Annotated in this window: 20 protein-coding genes; 7 read left to right on the top strand and 13 right to left on the bottom strand. The window is 50.8% G+C overall.

The features are described 5' to 3' along the window. Position 1 precedes the first annotated feature (1 nt). Both I6L54_RS12845 and I6L54_RS12840 read right to left on the bottom strand, forming a co-directional pair. Positions 2 to 271: a Rho-binding antiterminator gene (locus I6L54_RS12845; protein ID WP_040231149.1), complete on the bottom strand. Its 270-nt coding sequence runs from the start codon at positions 269 to 271 to the stop codon at positions 2 to 4. A gap of 68 nt (positions 272 to 339) precedes the next feature. Then, a complete protein-coding gene (locus tag I6L54_RS12840; RefSeq protein WP_005126617.1) occupies positions 340 to 570 on the bottom strand; it encodes a glutaredoxin family protein in 231 nt (76 codons plus the stop codon). 115 nt (positions 571 to 685) lie between these two features. Here I6L54_RS12840 and I6L54_RS12835 point away from each other — a divergent pair, with 115 nt between their 5' ends. Further along, positions 686 to 1249: a MarR family winged helix-turn-helix transcriptional regulator gene (locus I6L54_RS12835; RefSeq protein ID WP_040230905.1), complete on the top strand. Its 564-nt coding sequence runs from the start codon at positions 686 to 688 to the stop codon at positions 1247 to 1249. A 131-nt stretch (positions 1250 to 1380) separates the two neighbouring features. On the opposite strand, the gene I6L54_RS12830 is transcribed toward I6L54_RS12835, so the two are convergent. Together I6L54_RS12830 and mppA are read right to left on the bottom strand one after the other, a co-directional pair. Then, positions 1381 to 1962, bottom strand: coding sequence for a YrbL family protein (locus I6L54_RS12830; RefSeq protein WP_005126519.1), 582 nt, complete (start codon positions 1960 to 1962; stop codon positions 1381 to 1383). 540 nt (positions 1963 to 2502) lie between these two features. After that, positions 2503 to 4116: a murein tripeptide ABC transporter substrate-binding protein MppA gene (gene mppA, locus I6L54_RS12825; protein ID WP_040230904.1), complete on the bottom strand. Its 1614-nt coding sequence runs from the start codon at positions 4114 to 4116 to the stop codon at positions 2503 to 2505. A gap of 184 nt (positions 4117 to 4300) precedes the next feature. Here mppA and mpaA point away from each other — a divergent pair, with 184 nt between their 5' ends. After that, positions 4301 to 5008, top strand: coding sequence for a murein tripeptide amidase MpaA (gene mpaA, locus I6L54_RS12820; protein WP_040230902.1), 708 nt, complete (start codon positions 4301 to 4303; stop codon positions 5006 to 5008). Here mpaA and ycjG read toward each other — a convergent pair. Beyond that, entirely contained in the window at positions 4983 to 5969 is a 987-nt protein-coding gene (gene ycjG, locus I6L54_RS12815) for an L-Ala-D/L-Glu epimerase (protein WP_040230899.1), read from the bottom strand. The genes mpaA and ycjG overlap by 26 nt on opposite strands. Before the next feature lie 115 nt (positions 5970 to 6084). Here ycjG and tpx point away from each other — a divergent pair, with 115 nt between their 5' ends. Further along, the gene (tpx, locus tag I6L54_RS12810) at positions 6085 to 6591 is read left to right on the top strand and encodes a thiol peroxidase (RefSeq protein WP_040230898.1); all 507 of its coding nucleotides are present in this window, start codon (positions 6085 to 6087) and stop codon (positions 6589 to 6591) included. A 52-nt stretch (positions 6592 to 6643) separates the two neighbouring features. Here tpx and tyrR read toward each other — a convergent pair whose 3' ends face one another. The 8 genes from tyrR to pspA form a co-directional block, all read right to left on the bottom strand. Further along, on the bottom strand, positions 6644 to 8188 hold the full coding sequence (tyrR, locus tag I6L54_RS12805) for a transcriptional regulator TyrR (protein WP_040230896.1): 1545 nt from the start codon (positions 8186 to 8188) through the stop codon (positions 6644 to 6646). Between the two features lie 146 nt (positions 8189 to 8334). After that, complete coding sequence (locus I6L54_RS12800) at positions 8335 to 9396, bottom strand: YcjF family protein (RefSeq protein WP_005126511.1); 1062 nt, start codon at positions 9394 to 9396, stop codon at positions 8335 to 8337. Continuing rightward, the gene (locus tag I6L54_RS12795) at positions 9393 to 10790 is read right to left on the bottom strand and encodes a YcjX family GTP-binding protein (protein WP_005126510.1); all 1398 of its coding nucleotides are present in this window, start codon (positions 10788 to 10790) and stop codon (positions 9393 to 9395) included. The genes I6L54_RS12800 and I6L54_RS12795 overlap by 4 nt, the downstream gene beginning before the upstream one ends. Positions 10791 to 10932: 142 nt before the next feature. Beyond that, a complete protein-coding gene (pspE, locus tag I6L54_RS12790; RefSeq protein WP_040230895.1) occupies positions 10933 to 11250 on the bottom strand; it encodes a thiosulfate sulfurtransferase PspE in 318 nt (105 codons plus the stop codon). Positions 11251 to 11326: 76 nt separating this feature from the next. Beyond that, positions 11327 to 11548 (bottom strand): phage shock protein PspD, encoded by a 222-nt coding sequence (pspD, locus tag I6L54_RS12785; protein WP_040230893.1) that lies wholly within the window; start codon positions 11546 to 11548, stop codon positions 11327 to 11329. Between the two features lie 8 nt (positions 11549 to 11556). Next, positions 11557 to 11916, bottom strand: a complete 360-nt coding sequence (gene pspC, locus I6L54_RS12780; RefSeq protein ID WP_003020497.1) for an envelope stress response membrane protein PspC — start codon at positions 11914 to 11916, stop codon at positions 11557 to 11559. Then, positions 11916 to 12140, bottom strand: coding sequence for an envelope stress response membrane protein PspB (pspB, locus tag I6L54_RS12775; RefSeq protein ID WP_005126505.1), 225 nt, complete (start codon positions 12138 to 12140; stop codon positions 11916 to 11918). The genes pspC and pspB overlap by 1 nt, the downstream gene beginning before the upstream one ends. 54 nt (positions 12141 to 12194) lie before the next feature. Further along, complete coding sequence (pspA, locus tag I6L54_RS12770) at positions 12195 to 12863, bottom strand: phage shock protein PspA (protein WP_005126503.1); 669 nt, start codon at positions 12861 to 12863, stop codon at positions 12195 to 12197. Between the two features lie 155 nt (positions 12864 to 13018). On the opposite strand from pspA, the gene pspF reads away from it, so the two are divergent. The 4 genes from pspF to I6L54_RS12750 all read left to right on the top strand — a co-directional run bounded on the left by pspF (position 13019) and on the right by I6L54_RS12750 (position 16323). Continuing rightward, on the top strand, positions 13019 to 14008 hold the full coding sequence (pspF, locus tag I6L54_RS12765) for a phage shock protein operon transcriptional activator (RefSeq protein ID WP_162873155.1): 990 nt from the start codon (positions 13019 to 13021) through the stop codon (positions 14006 to 14008). 103 nt (positions 14009 to 14111) lie between these two features. Then, the gene (locus tag I6L54_RS24465) at positions 14112 to 14558 is read left to right on the top strand and encodes a TetR family transcriptional regulator C-terminal domain-containing protein (protein ID WP_005126497.1); all 447 of its coding nucleotides are present in this window, start codon (positions 14112 to 14114) and stop codon (positions 14556 to 14558) included. Positions 14559 to 14932: 374 nt separating this feature from the next. After that, a complete protein-coding gene (locus I6L54_RS12755) occupies positions 14933 to 15328 on the top strand; it encodes a RidA family protein (RefSeq protein ID WP_005126495.1) in 396 nt (131 codons plus the stop codon). 26 nt (positions 15329 to 15354) lie between these two features. Next, a complete protein-coding gene (locus I6L54_RS12750; RefSeq protein WP_005126493.1) occupies positions 15355 to 16323 on the top strand; it encodes a threo-3-hydroxy-L-aspartate ammonia-lyase in 969 nt (322 codons plus the stop codon). The last annotated feature ends 9 nt before the right edge of the window (positions 16324 to 16332 follow it).

Raw genomic sequence — 16332 nt, 5'->3', positions numbered from 1 at the left:
TTCAACGGAATATCACAGTGCTAAAAGTGGCGCCAGCCGTCAATGGAGTAATGGCTGACAGATAGTCCAGGCGAATTCTATGATGGTGTTCATGGCACTCCACAAGCAAGAATTCCTCTTTGTCTGCTGTGGTACATGTCGTCACGGCCCTGGCATCAAAGTGTTCCCCAGTGGTCAGTTCAATGCGCAGCAAATAGTGATAAAGACAGGCAATCTCCAGATAGTCATGCAGATCACAATCGACAGGATGGTACTTCTCTGCAGCACACATAAATGCCCCCTTCCCCATGCCCACGCCGGTTCGGGAAATAGCTCACGCGACTTCCCGAACATGCGACGCTATTTCAGCGCTTCAATAGGCGCGCCAAAGTTGATATGCAGCACATTGCCGTCGATCACCAGCGCAGGAACAGACTTCACTCCGATTCGTTCCGCCTCTGCAACATGATCGGGTTGTTCTCCCAAATGAATAACCTCGATTTCCACATCCGGGGACAGATGCTGTAACAGTGTTTCTTCTGCGGAAACGCAAACCGGACAACCAGCATGATAAAAACGGGCTTTGGTCATGATACCTCTCCTTTAAATTATAGTGTCGATTCGATACTATAATTTATGCTACGCCAGTTTTATGCTTTGTCAATATAGTTTTTAGTCGATACTATATGCCGAGGAGGATTTTGTTATGCATGACATGTCGCTTTTTGACGTACTGGACCGGCTGTCTGGTCTGACGCGGATGTGGTTTCGCCAGCATCCTTTACTGGCGGATCTTCAGCCAGTACAGCTCAGTGCGTTGATGTATCTCGCACGCTGTAACCGCTACTCCAATACACCTCTCGCCGTGACGGACTACCTCGGCCTCACCAAAGGAACGGTTTCACAATCGCTAAAGTTGTTGGAATCAAAAGGACTGGTGGTACGCACGCAGGATGCCAGGGATAAGCGTAGCGTTCATCTGCAGCTCACCGAGTCGGCCAAAAATCTGCTGGATGCCCTGCTTCCCCCCTCATTTTTGGTGACAGGCGAATCTACGATGGGTGAACGCGCGGGTTTACTCAAGGAGCTACTCTTCGAACTATTGCGAGGCATTCAGCGTACCAGTAATGTGCCGGGATTTGGTCTGTGCCAGAGCTGTCGGTTCCACCAAAAGGTGAACGGTCAAGGATTTTGTAATTTAACGAAAGAACCGTTGAGCGAGGATGATTCGATGTTAATTTGTCGGGAGCATCAGCCCCCGGACGTATGATCTTCTCTGTTGTAGTGTCTTCATTGTGGTCGGGTTGCCGCTTTCCAGGATAACCACTCGCGACAGGCATTTGACACGCCGATATCACGGTAGTCGCGTTCCCACGCCATATCGTCAACAATTTCTGCGGATTACGTATTCTGCAGGTGGTTCAGATCCCGTAGCATCCGCTTGAGACATTTGACTTTATTTTTATCGCGTATTGCCGCTGAAAACTTACTGAGCTGAAAAAACGTTTTGTCACCAAAACCATCAATGACTTTGAAACAATATTCCTGGCGCGCAGCATCCCAGGCGTAGACGATGTTTTTACAATGCAGGGAGTTAATAATGACACCGGTACTGACAAACCACGCTAAAAAAACATTCAACTTCTGCAATTTGCTGGCATCAAGTTCTTTGTTCAGGGCAAGCTGATAAAGAGTTTGAGCGATGTGGCCATGCTCATCACACTCCTTCACCGTGAGTTGCCCTATTCCTTTATTTGTTTCAACAAGTCCTTCAATTTTTTGCATATAAAATGCGTCGGTTTGGTGACTCAACTTACATTCTTTGATGTCCCGAAAGACCTCACGTAGCTTGCTTTTATATTTCGCAATGCCTGGAATCACGATTTTGACCAGCAGTTTACTATCCTGTGGGTGCTGGAAGACGTAGCGATCGTTACCTCGTGCCAGTAAGTCTTCATCTTTCAATATAAGCACTTGTTTCATAATGTTTTTTATTTTTACCCTACGTGAAATGGAGTTGCCTCAACGAAGAGTTGTCTCAGCCAAAAAATATTGTGTATCTATCTATTTCAATGGTTGTTAAACAAATAGCGTATTCATCCAATAAACAACTTTTTTCGTGACGTACTGAAGCAAAGTAACGGTGGATGTGAGCAGGTTGAACGCCAGGAAATACTGCTGGAGAAATCCACACCAACTTTGTGTTTTTGATGTTGTTAACGAAGGTTAATAGTGGAAGGTATTCAACTAAGCGTCATTCACCGTGACCTATGGTGCCTCCACCAGAGGCCGCTCGCGAAGGGATGAGGCCGGATGTTGGAGGGAAAGAAGCCGCGGACATTGCGGACGATGGTTTCATGCAGCGGCAAAATTGGTTATAGATAATTCACAATATGAATAATTCATTAGATATGTTTTTATCATTATTTCTAATGAGGTTGATACTGATTGTCTGGAGATGCTGGCGCTGAAGTCAGCGCCAGTTGAAGTGGTTAACGAAGGTTAACAGGAGGGCGTACGCAACTAGTGCTTAACAATATACATAGTGCGACTGTATGCCACATCTTCCGGGTTGGTTATCGGATATCCCTTCAGCCACGGTTTAATTAAACGCCCGTTGGTGTACTGATAAATCGGGGCAATAGGTGCCTGTTCCATCAGGATTTTTTCCGCTGCGTTATAATCGGCATTCCGTGCTTTCTCCGTATTTTCCAGCGTCGCCTGAGTCAACACTTTATCGTATGCCGGATTGTTAAAGCGGGAAATATTGCCCGTATGGGTCGAGGTTAACAGCGACAGGAATGTGGATGGCTCGTTGTAATCGCCCACCCAGGATGCACGGATCACATCAAAATTACCGGTATTACGGCTATCGATATACGTTTTCCATTCCTGGTTCTGTAGCTTCACATCCACGCCAAGATTTTTCTTCCACATGGAAGCCACAGCAATAGCAATCTTCTGATGATTTTCAGAGGTGTTATACAACAGCGTCAATTTCAGCGGTTTCTGCGGGCCATAACCGGCCGCACGCAGCAGCGTTTTCGCCTGAGCGTTAAGCTCTTCCTGACTCATTTGTTCAAACGGAGAAGGTTCCGGGATAAATCCTGCCGTCACATCCGGCGTGAAATGCCATGCGGGTTTTTCTCCAGTTCCTAATACTTTCTCCGCCATCAGACGGCGATCGATAGTCATACTAAGCGCCAGACGCACGCGTGAATCGGCAGTCGGCCCTTTTTGCGTGTTAAACGCATAGTAATAAGTACCAAGCTGCGGCGGCGTATAAACCTGGCCCGGAATATCCTTCAATAGCTTCTGATACATATTTTTCGGGAAGGACTCAGTAATATCGATATCGCCAGCAAGATAGCGTTTGGTCGCAGCAGACTCCTGGTTAATCGGCAGGAAAGTCACTTTTTGCAGCACCGTTTTGGCGTTGTCCCAATAATGTGTATTCGGCACAACTTCCAGTTTCTCGTTAACCACACGGTCTTTCAGCACATAGGCACCGTTACCGATAAGGTTGCCTGGCTTCGTCCACTCTTTACCGCTTTCGACATTGGCTTTTTGGACAGGATAAAACGCAAAGCTCGCTGTCAGGTTGGCAAACCAGGGTAGGGGTTTGTCCAACTGCACTTTGAAGGTATGCGCATCCACCGCGCTGACACCTAACTTATCGGGCGCGGCTTTGCCATCGATGATCGCCTGGGCATTGTTGATCCCTGCAAGCGCGGCAAACCAGGCAAACGGCGATAGTGTTTTCGGGTCCACCAGACGCTGCCAACTGTAGACAAAATCCTGTGCCGTTACCGGCGTGCCATCGACCCATTGCGCATTATTGCGCAACGTAAACGTCCAGATACGGTTATCATTACTCTTCCACTGTGTGGCGACACCGGGAATAATCTCACCCTTTTCATTCTGGTTGACCAGCCCTTCGAATAAATCGCGAATAACCTGAATTTCTGGAAGCCCAACGGCTTTTGCCGGATCGAGTGACGCTGGCTCATCTTTTATATGACGCACCAGTTCTTGCTTTTCTGCCAGTACCGTTCCGCTGGGAACATCAGCAGCCCAGGATAATGAAATGCTGCTAACCAACAGTGCACAACAGGTTACTGAAACAGAATGCTGCATAAGATACCCTCAATTCCGGCTACTAAGTGAATGTGTAATTATTTGTATCGCCAGCAGGAAATGCAATTAACTTCAGACAAGAAAGTGATATTACACCTGAAAAGATAAGTGTGTGAAAACGATTTGATTATCCATACATTTTGCACAACACTGCGAGTAACTATCCAAGCATTCAGAGATGACTATGACCGTTACCCGCCCCCGTGCCGAGCGCGGCGCATTTCCGCCAGGAACCGAACATTACGGACGTTCATTGCTCGGCGCACCGCTGATCTGGTTCCCGGCACCGGCAGCCGATCGTGAAAGCGGTCTGATACTGGCAGGAACGCACGGCGACGAAAACTCATCGGTCGTCACCCTTTCCTGCGCATTGCGTACGCTTAACCCTTCCCTGCGTCGCCATCATGTCGTGCTGGCCGTAAACCCTGACGGTTGCCAGTTGGGTCTGCGTGCCAATGCAAACGGCGTAGATCTAAACCGTAACTTTCCGGCGGCAAACTGGAAATCCGGTGAAACGGTATATCGTTGGAACAGCAGCGCAGAAGAGCGTGATGTGGTGTTATTGACCGGCGATCATCCGGGATCAGAGCCTGAGACCCAGGCACTATGCCAACTTATTCACCACATTCATCCTGCATGGGTAGTTTCTTTCCACGATCCGCTGGCCTGTATTGAAGATCCCAGACACAGCGAATTAGGCGCGTGGTTGGCGCAGTCGTTCGAATTGCCGCTGGTAATCAGCGTCGGTTATGAAACGCCAGGCTCTTTTGGTAGCTGGTGCGCCGATCTAAACCTACATTGCATTACTGCAGAATTTCCGCCCATTTCATCGGATGAAGCGAGCGAAAAATACCTGCTGGCAATGTCTAATCTTTTGCGCTGGCATCCTTGAGATGGAGCTGTCCGGTTGTAAAATGCAAGGCAGGCTCCGCGTCTCGGGCCAGCCAGGTAGGGCCATCCAGATCGGCAAAGCTGACCTGTGGCGTAAGCGGCAATGCAGCGCCGATCGCCCTGGATGTACACAACATACAGCCGAGCATTAACGCGAATCCCTGCTCGCGGGCTTCGGTCGCCAGCGCCAGCGCCTCCGTCAGTCCGCCTGTCTTATCCAGTTTAATATTCACCATTTCATAGCGGCCATGCAGCGCTTTCAGACTGCTGCGGGTATGGCAGCTTTCATCTGCACAGACAGGCAGCGGATGCACGAAATTCTCCAGCGCGGCATCATCATTAGCCGGCAGAGGCTGCTCCAGCATCGCAACGCCTAAATCCGCCATTAACTGGCAGCGTGCAGCCAGCCCTTCAGCACGCCAGGACTCATTCGCATCAACAATGATTGTCGCCTCAGGCACAGCCGCCCGGATCGCAACCATCCTTTCGCTGATTAAGTGTGCATCCAGTTTGACTTTCAGCAATCTGGCACCGTTATCCCATAGCGCAGTCGCACTCGCCGCCATCTGCTCCGGCGTGCCGATCACGACGGTTTGCGCGGTCGTTACTGTTGCATCCAGTTCAGTACCAACGTAGTCGGCCAGAGACTGTTGTTGCTGACGCGCATTGAGATCCCAAAGCGCACAGTCAACGGCATTACGCGCCGCCCCCGCGGGCAGCAATGCCTGCAGCGCTTCACGCGTCACACCGTGTTCCAGTTGCGGCACAACACTCATGATTTGAGCCAGTACCGACGCATCGCTTTCGCCATAGCGAGGATAAGGCGTACATTCTCCAACGCCCTTTACACCATTCTCTTCCAGTTCAACCACCACCACATGCGCTTCGGTCCTGCTCCCGCGGGCAATCACAAAGGGAGTGTGTAACGGCCAGGCTTCCCCATACACCTTAACTGATCTCATTTGTTTTCCTTAATGCAGTCCCTGAAGCGGATATCCGCAAATAGCGTTTGCCGTGTTAACTGCTGATGGCATAAACTAGCCTTGACGTTAACTATATGTAAACAGGAAGATAACCATGTCACAAACCGTTCATTTCCAGGGCAACCCGGTTGCAGTCGCCGGCTCTATTCCTCAGGCTGGAAGCAAAGCTCAGGCTTTTACCCTTGTGGCTAAAGACCTGTCTGACGTTACGCTGGGCCAGTTCGCAGGCAAGCGCAAAGTGCTGAATATTTTCCCAAGCATCGATACCGGCGTGTGCGCGGCATCAGTACGTAAGTTTAACCAACTGGCGACAGAAATCGACAACACCGTCGTACTGTGCATTTCAGCCGATCTGCCATTCGCCCACTCTCGTTTTTGCGGCGCGGAAGGTCTGAGCAACGTTATCACGCTGTCCACCCTGCGCAACGCTGAATTCCTGAAAAACTACGGTGTTGAAATTGCCGAAGGTCCGCTGAAAGGTCTGGCTGCTCGTGCCGTTGTCGTGATCGACGAAAATGACAACATTGTATTCAGCCAACTGGTAAATGAAATTACCAACGAGCCTGACTATGATGCAGCGCTGGCTGTGCTGAAAGCCTAAGTTGCCCTGAATACAAAAATGCCTCCGGATGGAGGCATTTTTATTTGCATCATTACTCTTCGCTTTTTTTCTGCTGACTCAGACCATATTCGCGTAACTTATTGGCAATCGCAGTATGTGAAACCCCCAGGCGTTTAGCCAGTTTACGCGTGCTGGGATAATTCATATAAAGCTGCGTCAACACGGAACGTTCAAAGCGGCTGGTGATTTCATCCAGCGACCCTTCCATCACCTCTTCTCCGACGGCAACTGTCGCTGCATCATAATCCGGCAATAAGATATCCTGCGGACGCAGTTCATAGCCCTCAAGCTGAGTTAACGCCCGATAGATAGCATTTTTAAGCTGACGCACATTACCCGGCCAGCCGTAGCGGGTGAGCACCGTACTGAGATCGGCAGACAACTTCGGACGCGGTACACCCTGCTCGTCGGCAAAACGCGCCACAAACAGCTCGGTGAGCGGCATAATATCTTGTGGGCAATCGCGTAGCGGCGGCAGATTAAGCGTCAGGACATTCAGACGATAATAGAGATCCTCGCGGAAAAGACCTTTCTGCACCAGTTCCACCAGGTTCTTTTGCGTCGCGCAGATTACGCGAACATCAACATGAACTTCATGATCTTCGCCCACGCGACGGAATGTCCCGTCATTGAGGAAGCGCAGCAATTTCGTCTGCATGCGCGGCGACATTTCGCCAATCTCATCCAACAGCACTGAACCGCCATTCGCCTGCTCAAAGAACCCTTTTTTACCTTCCGGGGCGTGGCCAAACAGTTCGCTTTCTACCGCATCTTCAGGAATAGACGCGCAGTTCAGCGCCAGATAGGGTCTTGACGCACGTGGGCTCGCCAGATGGCAGGCATGCGCAAAGAGATCTTTGCCCGTACCGGTATTTCCGGTGATCAGCAGCGGCGCACTCAGTGTTGCCAGCTTACGCGCCTGTTCCACCACGTGTTTCATTTTGGCACTGACAGCAATAATCTGACTGAATGCGCTCAGATCCTGGGTGGTCATGTTTTGCAACTGACGCCCCATGCGGAGGGTAGAACGCAACATGACAACGGCTCCCGTCAGCATCTGCTCCTGATTTTCGCCCTGCAAATGAACAGGCGTAATTTCCATCAGGAAGTTTTGCCCATTAATCACCACATGTTCGCTATGAGAATCCTGCGGATTGCTTTCGAGCCAGCGCTGGAAGTTAAACCCATTGATTAATTGAGCGGCGGTATGATTGCGCATACGCTCCTGACTGTGAGCGAAAAGCTGACAGCTCGCAGGATTCGCCATCTCGATTTTGCTTTTCATATCCAGAGAAAGGACTGGTTCTGGTAGCGCCTCAAGCAGCGCGCTCAGCGCCAGATGTTCGCGTTCGGAAGGCATCCAGGGCACGGTGCGGACGTCCGTTACCCCTGCGATGCGGCGGATTTCAGCCATCAGGCTGCTGAAGTTAGTGAACTCCAGTTCCGCAAAATTAAGGTAAATTCGCCCGATGGGGTCAATCTCGATACCGCGTAAATCAATGCTTCTCAGCACCAGTAAATCGAGCAATTCGCGGGTCAGACCAAGACGGTCTTCACAAAAGACTTCCAAACGCATAGGAACCTTCACCTGGACAAGGGATCATGTGTTAGATGATAAGCCAGTATTGGGTTAGCAGGAAGGACTCTGTCAACAAATATTGACAGCACGCTGGAAAATTGGGCGCCGGGGCGTAAAGTTATACGATCGGCACCCGTATTTACTCAACTTTCACGCGGGGATTTGTTCTTTTGTAAGGTCTCTTTCACCTGACCGATCAACTGACGGCGGAAATCCCCCAGTCGCGGTTTATCATCATCAATCCACGGTAATGGACGGCACAGTTCCATCGCTTTAATCCCCAAACGCGCTGTTAACAAGCCCGCGCCAATACCCTGCGCGGCACGCGTGGATAACCGGGCCGCTAAATCCTGCGACATCCAGTCCATCCCCACTTCCCGCACCAGCTCGCTGGCCCCGGCAAAAGCGATATTTAACAGCACCAGACGAAACAGGCGCAGGCGACTGTAATAGCCGAGTTCGATGCCATACAGCGTAGCTATACGGTTAATCAACCGCAGATTTCGCCAGGCAATAAACGCCATATCTACCAACGCTAACGGGCTGACGGCAATCATCAGCGTGGATTCCGCCGCAGAACGACTGATCTCACGTCGTGCTTGCGCATCCAGCACTGGCTGCACCAGGTGGGCATACAGGCTCACAACTTCCCGATCATTCTGCGTTTCATGGATAGAGGCATACCAGCGTTGTAGCGCAGGGTGAGACTGATCGATACCCGCCTGTTGTGCCAACTTTTCACAAAATACGCGGCCTTTTCCGGTTCCGTGACTGTGTAACAGATCACGCGCTTCATCACGCTCGTGTGCGCGTTGACGTAAACGCCACAGCCGACGCCACTCGGTTGCCACCGACCCAACGCCTGCGCCAATAATCAGCGCACCCGCAGCACAGCCCCCCAGCGCGACCCAGTCCTGAGTCTGCCAGGCGTTCATCGTCCACTGCACACCCTGAGCTACCACACTGATGCCAAACAGCGCCAACCCGCCCATCACCATTTTGCGCCACAGGCTGCGTTTAGGACGTAATGCGGCATCAATAACGGCTTCAGCCTGACCTTCGTCTTCCAGCGGCTCATCCACTGTCGCCGGAGAAAAAGTCTGCGCTTCCGTATCGTTGAACATTTGCTGTGCTTTAAATGCCGTGTTTGGTTCCACTTCCAGTGGACCTGAGAAATCGATACGCGGTTTTAACGGCTCGCTCATCGCAATTTATCTCCTATCAAAAACTCCAGCGCGGCATCCAGCCGAATATGCGGTAAGGGTTTATCCACATCCATGACCTGCGGGCGAAAGGCTTCAAACTGGAAACCCTGGCGATCCCAAAAAGCCTGGCCCGGTAAACGCGCAGGGACTTCTCCCGGATAGACGGTCAAGGGCTCACCGTCGCTCAGGCGATTGCCGCGCAACGCGGGGATCTTCTCACCCTTCACATCGATCAGACCGCTGGTGGTTGCCTGCACCGATGCCAGTCCCAGACAATCCATGCTGATGCCTTCGAATGCAGCGTTTTGCCAGGCGTCCTGGATCAACTGCTGCAACAACGACACCATATTGGCATGTTGATCGACCGTAACGTGGTCGGCCTTGGTGGCAGCGAACAGCAACTTATCGATTACCGGCGAGAACAACCGGCGGAACAACGTGCGCTGACCGTAATGGAAACTTTGCATCAGTTGGGTCAGCGCCAGACGCATGTCGTTAAACGCCTGTGGTCCGCTGTTAAGCGGTTGCAGGCAATCGACCAACACAATTTGGCGGTCAAAGCGCAGGAAGTGATTCTTGTAGAACCCTTTCACGACCTTTTCGCAGTAGTAATTAAACCTGTCACGCAGCATGCCCGCATTAGTGTGTTTATCTGCCTGCGCCAGCTTCGATTCTCCCCAGGCATCAACGTCCGGCCACGGAAAAAATTGCAGCGCAGGTGCGCCAGCCATGTCCCCCGGCAGCACAAAGCGCCCGGGCTGAATAAAGTGCAGTCCCTGCTGTTTGCACTGATGCAGATAGTCAGTCCACGCCGCAGCGATTTCCGCCAGACGGTTTTCGTCAGCAGGTGCTAGTGGATCAAGCCCGTGGCTTAACTGCCGCCATTTTGCCGACCATTCGCCACGCTGCCCCTGCAATAATCCGGTCATTTGCCGCGACCAGCTCAAATAGTCCTGGGCCAGCATCGGTAAATCGAGCAGCCACTCTCCCGGATAATCGACGATTTCCAGGTACAGCGTAGAGGTGTCTTTAAAGTGGCGCAGTAAAGAGTCATTGGACTTGTAACGCAGCGCCAGACGAATTTCACTCACACCGCGCGTTGGTGTCGGCCAGGTCGGCGGAGAGCCATACAGCTGGGCCAGTCCTTCATCATAGGTAAAGCGCGGAATGCCAAAGTCGCGTTGGGGAACCCGCTTAACGCCAAGCAGACGCTCTTCGCGTACGCAACTGAGCAACGGCAGACGCGCACCGGCATGAATATTGAGTAGCTGGTTTACCATCGCGGTGATAAACGCCGTCTTACCGCTGCGGCTAAGTCCGGTGACAGCCAGGCGCAAATGCCGATCTACGCCGCGATTAACCAGCGAGTTGAGTTCATTTTTAAGTCGCTTCATCGCCATCCCGTTTTGCTGAAGGAACCGAATAAATTATAACAAACAGGAAGTAAAGATAGGGGTCAATTCTTACTTATCAACTACCTGAGCGATATCAGGCGGTATAATTCTTACCGCCTGTAGCAGAAGGAATGCGAACGGTTTATTTATTCTCTACTTTTGGCAGCGCGATCTGATTGATGCCGCCTTCGTTGGTTACCTGTGTATAGCCCATCCCGGTCAGCATATCTTTTGCCATCCCGGATTGACGACCTGAGTTGCAATACAACTTCACGGTGTCCGCCTTATCTGGCACTTCTGCCGCAATTCGTGCCTGCAAATCCTTTAAAGGGATGTTGATGGCCCCCTGAACGTGTTCCTGCTGATATTGTTCAGGAACACGAACATCAATCCAGTGCTCAGCCGCAAATACCGGCATGCCGATGACCAGTGCCAACGCTAATACGCTTTTTTTCAACATAGTATCGTTCCGTTAAATGATAGAAAGTCACCTAACACTATATACTTGATCTTAAGGAAATATTGCGAGCATGCTATCACTGGCCATAGCGTTGGGAAATTTTCCTGGCAACCTTGCTCAATAATGGCTCCAGAACCAACACCAGCAACATTTTTAACGGACGGCGGGCCACGGATTTCACCGCCCACCCCGCAACACCTGCCGGGCCGTAGCGAAGCGCAGTCAAAAGCACCAGCTTGCCTGCTATTTTAAAGCCCGGCTTAACCCTTTGCCCGGCACGTTGCCAGCGATTGTTCATTTCTAACCTCACAGTTGGCGAAAGCGACTGCGTAGTGAAAATGTATCAGACGTCACATAACGCTCCATTTCACGCAAACGCTTTTCACTTGCGGCCAGCTCGCGATCGACGGCGTCCAATAGTTCACCGCTTGAAGGCTGCTGCTCGCCGGAAACCACATTGTCCGGCATCGGGTCTAACACAAATGTCAGCACGATGTAGGCGACGAAGGTGAAAAAGGCCAGACCAAAAAAGACTGACAGCACCACCAGGATCCGTACCAGCTTCACAGGCACATCGAGATAATGCGCAATACCCGCACAAACCCCCTTCACCATGCCCTGCTGCGGGATACGCCACAGTTTTTTGTTCAGGTTAACGCCTCCCATTAACGGTTCCTCCAGTTTGGATGTTCAGCATCAAGGATGTCTTCCAGCGCCTGAATGCGCTCGCGCATCCGCTGTGCGTCATCGTTGAGTTCTACCAGACGTTGCTGTTCACTTTGCGACAGTTCGCCACGGCTGGAACGGTTGCTGTAATGCAGCCACAGCCAAATCGGTAAAACAAACAACACAAAGATGGTTAACGGGATGGCCAGAAATAGCGCGCTCATGAGTACTCCTTACAGGTGATGAGCGGCGGCGCGTTCGGGCGCCGCCAGATGTTATTATTGCTTGTCTTGCTGCATTTTGGCTTTAAGCTGCGCCAGCTGCTCGCTGATTTCATCATCTGCTTTCAGGTCAGCAAATTGCTGATCCAGAGATTTTTGCTTACCGAAGTTATGGCTTTCGGCTTCCGCTTCCATCTGATCAATACGGCGCTCAAAAGATTCAAAGCGGGCCATTGCTTCATCCAGTTTGCCGCTATCCAACTGACGACGGACATCACGGGAAGAACTCGCCGCCTGATGACGCAACATCAATGCCTGCTGACGAGCCCGGGTTTCACTGAGTTTGTTTTCCAGCTCGCCGATCTCTTTTTTCATCCGCGTCAGTGTATCGTCAACCAGCGTCACCTCATGCTCCAGAGAAGCAATCAGGTCGGTCAGTTTCTGTTTTTCGATTAACGCAGAACGCGCCAGATCTTCTTTCTCTTTACGCAGCGCCAGCTCGGCTTTTTCCTGCCACTCTGCCTGCTGCGCACTCGCCTGTTCGATACGACGGGATAACTGTTTCTTTTCTGCCAAAGCGCGGGCGGAGTTTGAACGCACCTCAACCAGCGTATCTTCCATTTCCTGAATCATTAACCGCACCAGCTTCTGCGGATCTTCAGCCTTTTCCAGCAACGCATTAATGTTGGCGTTCACGATGTCGGCAAAACGAGAAAAAATACCCATAATGTAATCCTCACTTACTGTTCTGATATTGGGCTAAGCCCTGCTGCTTTCGTAATGCACATGATGTGCCAACTTTTTATTCTATTGATTTTAAAGATAATATCTAATTTTACCTGACGTGATAATTAGGGTAAATTGGTGAATAACACTAACAAATGGTGAATTTCATCATGGCAGGATACAAAGATACTCTTCTGGGGGAAGCAAACAGCTTCATTGAAGTGCTGGAACAAGTCTCCCATCTGGCCCCCCTGGAAAAACCCGTGTTGGTTATCGGTGAGCGTGGCACAGGAAAAGAGTTAATCGCCAACCGTCTGCACTACCTTTCCACACGCTGGCAAGGACCGTTTATTTCTCTTAATTGTGCGGCGCTGAACGAAAATTTACTCGATTCCGAACTCTTCGGCCACGAAGCTGGCGCTTTTACCGGGGCGCAAAAACGCCATCCGGGTCGCTTCGAGCGTGCCGACGGTGGCACACTTTTTCTTGATGAACTGGCAACCGCACCGATGTTGGTACAGGAGAAATTACTGCGCGTTATTGAGTATGGAGAACTCGAGCGCGTAGGCGGTAGCCAGCCGCTGCAAGTTAACGTGCGCCTGGTCTGTGCCACCAATGCCGACTTACCGAGAATGGTCAGTGAAGGTACTTTCCGCGCAGACCTGTTAGATCGACTTGCCTTTGATGTCGTGCAACTGCCACCTTTACGGGAGCGTAAGAGCGACATCATGTTGATGGCCGAACATTTTGCGATTCAAATGTGCCGCGAGATTGGATTACCGCTGTTTCCCGGTTTTAGCGCACAAGCCAGAGAAACACTTCTCCACTATCGCTGGCCGGGCAATATCCGTGAATTGAAAAACGTTGTTGAACGCTCGGTATACCGACATGGCACCAGCGAATATCCGCTGGACGAGGTAGTGATAGATCCGTTTAAGCGCCACACTACAGACGTTCAGTTGCAGGAAACCCACTCTACAGCGGCAACGTTACCGCTGGATCTGCGCGCATTCCAGCAACAGCAAGAAAAGAGGTTTCTGCAAACCAGCCTGCAACAGGCAAAATTTAACCAGAAAAAGGCCGCCGAACTGCTTGGGCTGACGTACCATCAGCTCCGCGCTTTGCTTAAAAAACACCAGATTTAGCGATGCATTACCGACCGTTTAGCGCCTTCATGTGCAAAATCCTCCACAAAGCACATTGAAATAGTACCGTTTAACGGTTCCCACATATCATCATTCTTGCATAATGTACACTTACTTCAAAAGCAAGGATGAGCTTATTCGGGCAACCGTTCTGGAAGAGCAAAATACTGCGCTGGCTGCCCATAATGAGCCCTGTAGCGGATCGTTTTTTGATCGTCTTTGCAAGCAGGTCGTTTCTTGCATAAGCGATGTCGGTTACCCTGTCACGCACCACCTTTGGGTAGAAATCATGGCCGAATCGGCACGCAACCCGGAACTCAGGGAAGCGTTTATCGCCAGTGATAACATCATGCGACAAAGCATTGCGGGAATAATTGCGCAAGGTATCGCCGCAGGAGAGTTTCGTCGGGATATTGACCCGCAAGCGCTAACCATCATTCTGTTTGCATTTATTGACGGACTGATTGCCCGTAAGGCTATTAACCCTGCGTTCTCACTGGAAACAGATGTACCAGCGTTCCCTGATTTAATGTCAAAGCTGCTCAAATAAAATACTTCCCGCGCCTGCTTTCTGATCTTTCCCCTGCCCACTTCGCGCCAGAAGTGGGCATTACGGGCATCGAAAATACCAATACATTATGTATCAACTTATACATCTGACGGTGAATTGCAGCTGAGCTCCCGGCCACGACTAAAAGCAAAAAACCATTTCTGCGCTCTCATCATTCCTACCCGACCTCACGGCCATAAATTCTAACGTTATACAAGCATTTCAGCGGATATGCCGAGCGTTTTACGTCGCCCACAAGGCCATGTCGCTGAAAAAAGAGACTGGATGCCTGGATGACGATGGTGTATAAGATAATACAAATAGTATTATTTTATACTAAATGAATCATCAATACTTAAGCTGGAGATTGAACCATGTCCACCAATATTACCCTGAACACAACGACGGATAGCTTCCCGCCAGCAGGCCATTACTCACATAGTGTGACTGCCGGAGGATTCGTTTTCATTTCCGGACAGCTACCTGTCACGACTAATGGCGAAAGAAAAGCGGATGCTTCTTTTGAAGAACAGACCAGACTGGCTCTACAGAATGTTGATGCTTGTCTGGCAGGAGCCGGCGTTTCTCGTCAGCACCTGGTATCGGTACACGTCTATGTCACGGACATTAACCAGTGGCCGACGTTTAATCGGATCTACGGCGAATGGATCGGTGATTCCCGTCCAGCCCGTGCTGTCGCTGGCGTTGCAGAGCTTCATTACGGCTTTGCCGTAGAAATTGAAGCCATTGCGTTAGCACAACAAGTGTGACTATTAACTGCTACAGGTGAACAACAATGACTGAAATAACACTACCTGATTACCACGATGTTGCCGCGGCCGCTGAGCGCATCGCAGGTTATGCGAACAAGACACCGGTTATGACATCGCGAACGGTGAATGAAGAGTTTGGCGCTGACGTTTTCTTTAAATGCGAAAACTACCAGCGGATGGGGGCATTTAAGTTTCGCGGTGCGATGAATGCTTTGCGCCAGTTTACGCCAGAACAGAGAGCAGCCGGCGTCGTGGCTTTTTCATCCGGAAACCATGCTCAGGCAATCGCCCTGTCCGCAAAATTGCTGGGTATTCCGGCGACAATTATCATGCCGCACGACGCGCCAGCCGCTAAAGTGGCTGCCACGAAAGGGTATGGAGGACATGTCGTGATATACGACCGTTACACTGAAGATCGTGAAAAAATTGGCCGGGATCTGGCAGAAAAACAGGGACTGACGCTGATCCCACCTTACGATCACCCACACGTTATTGCAGGCCAGGGCACCGCCACGAAAGAACTGATTGAAGAAGTTGGTGCTCTGGATGCCCTTTTTGTTTGTCTGGGCGGTGGCGGTCTTCTATCTGGTTCCGCACTGGCCGCGCGACACTTGTCCCCTGATTGTCTTATCTATGGTGTAGAACCTGAGGCAGGCAACGACGGTCAACAGTCGTTTCGCAGTGGCAAAATTGTGCACATCGATACGCCGAAAACCATTGCAGATGGCGCGCAAACCCAACATCTTGGACAGCATACCTTTCCACTGATCCAGAAACATGTTAACGATATCCTGACGGTTTCAGATGATGAATTAATTGCCGCAATGAAATTTATCGCGGAACGAATGAAAATGGTCGTGGAGCCAACAGGCTGCCTTGGTTTTGCCGCCGCAAGAGCGCAAAAAGCGAGCCTTCGAGGAAAGAGAATCGGCATTATCATCAGTGGTGGCAATGTTGATATCAACCGCTACAGTGAATTTCTTGCAGAGTAATCTCATTAA

The sequence above is a fragment of the Citrobacter pasteurii genome (assembly GCF_019047765.1).
Classification (GTDB): Bacteria; Pseudomonadota; Gammaproteobacteria; order Enterobacterales; family Enterobacteriaceae; genus Citrobacter; species Citrobacter pasteurii.
The sequence above is the reverse complement of the archived record's forward strand: the minus strand, read 5'-3'. Positions and strand labels throughout refer to the sequence as shown.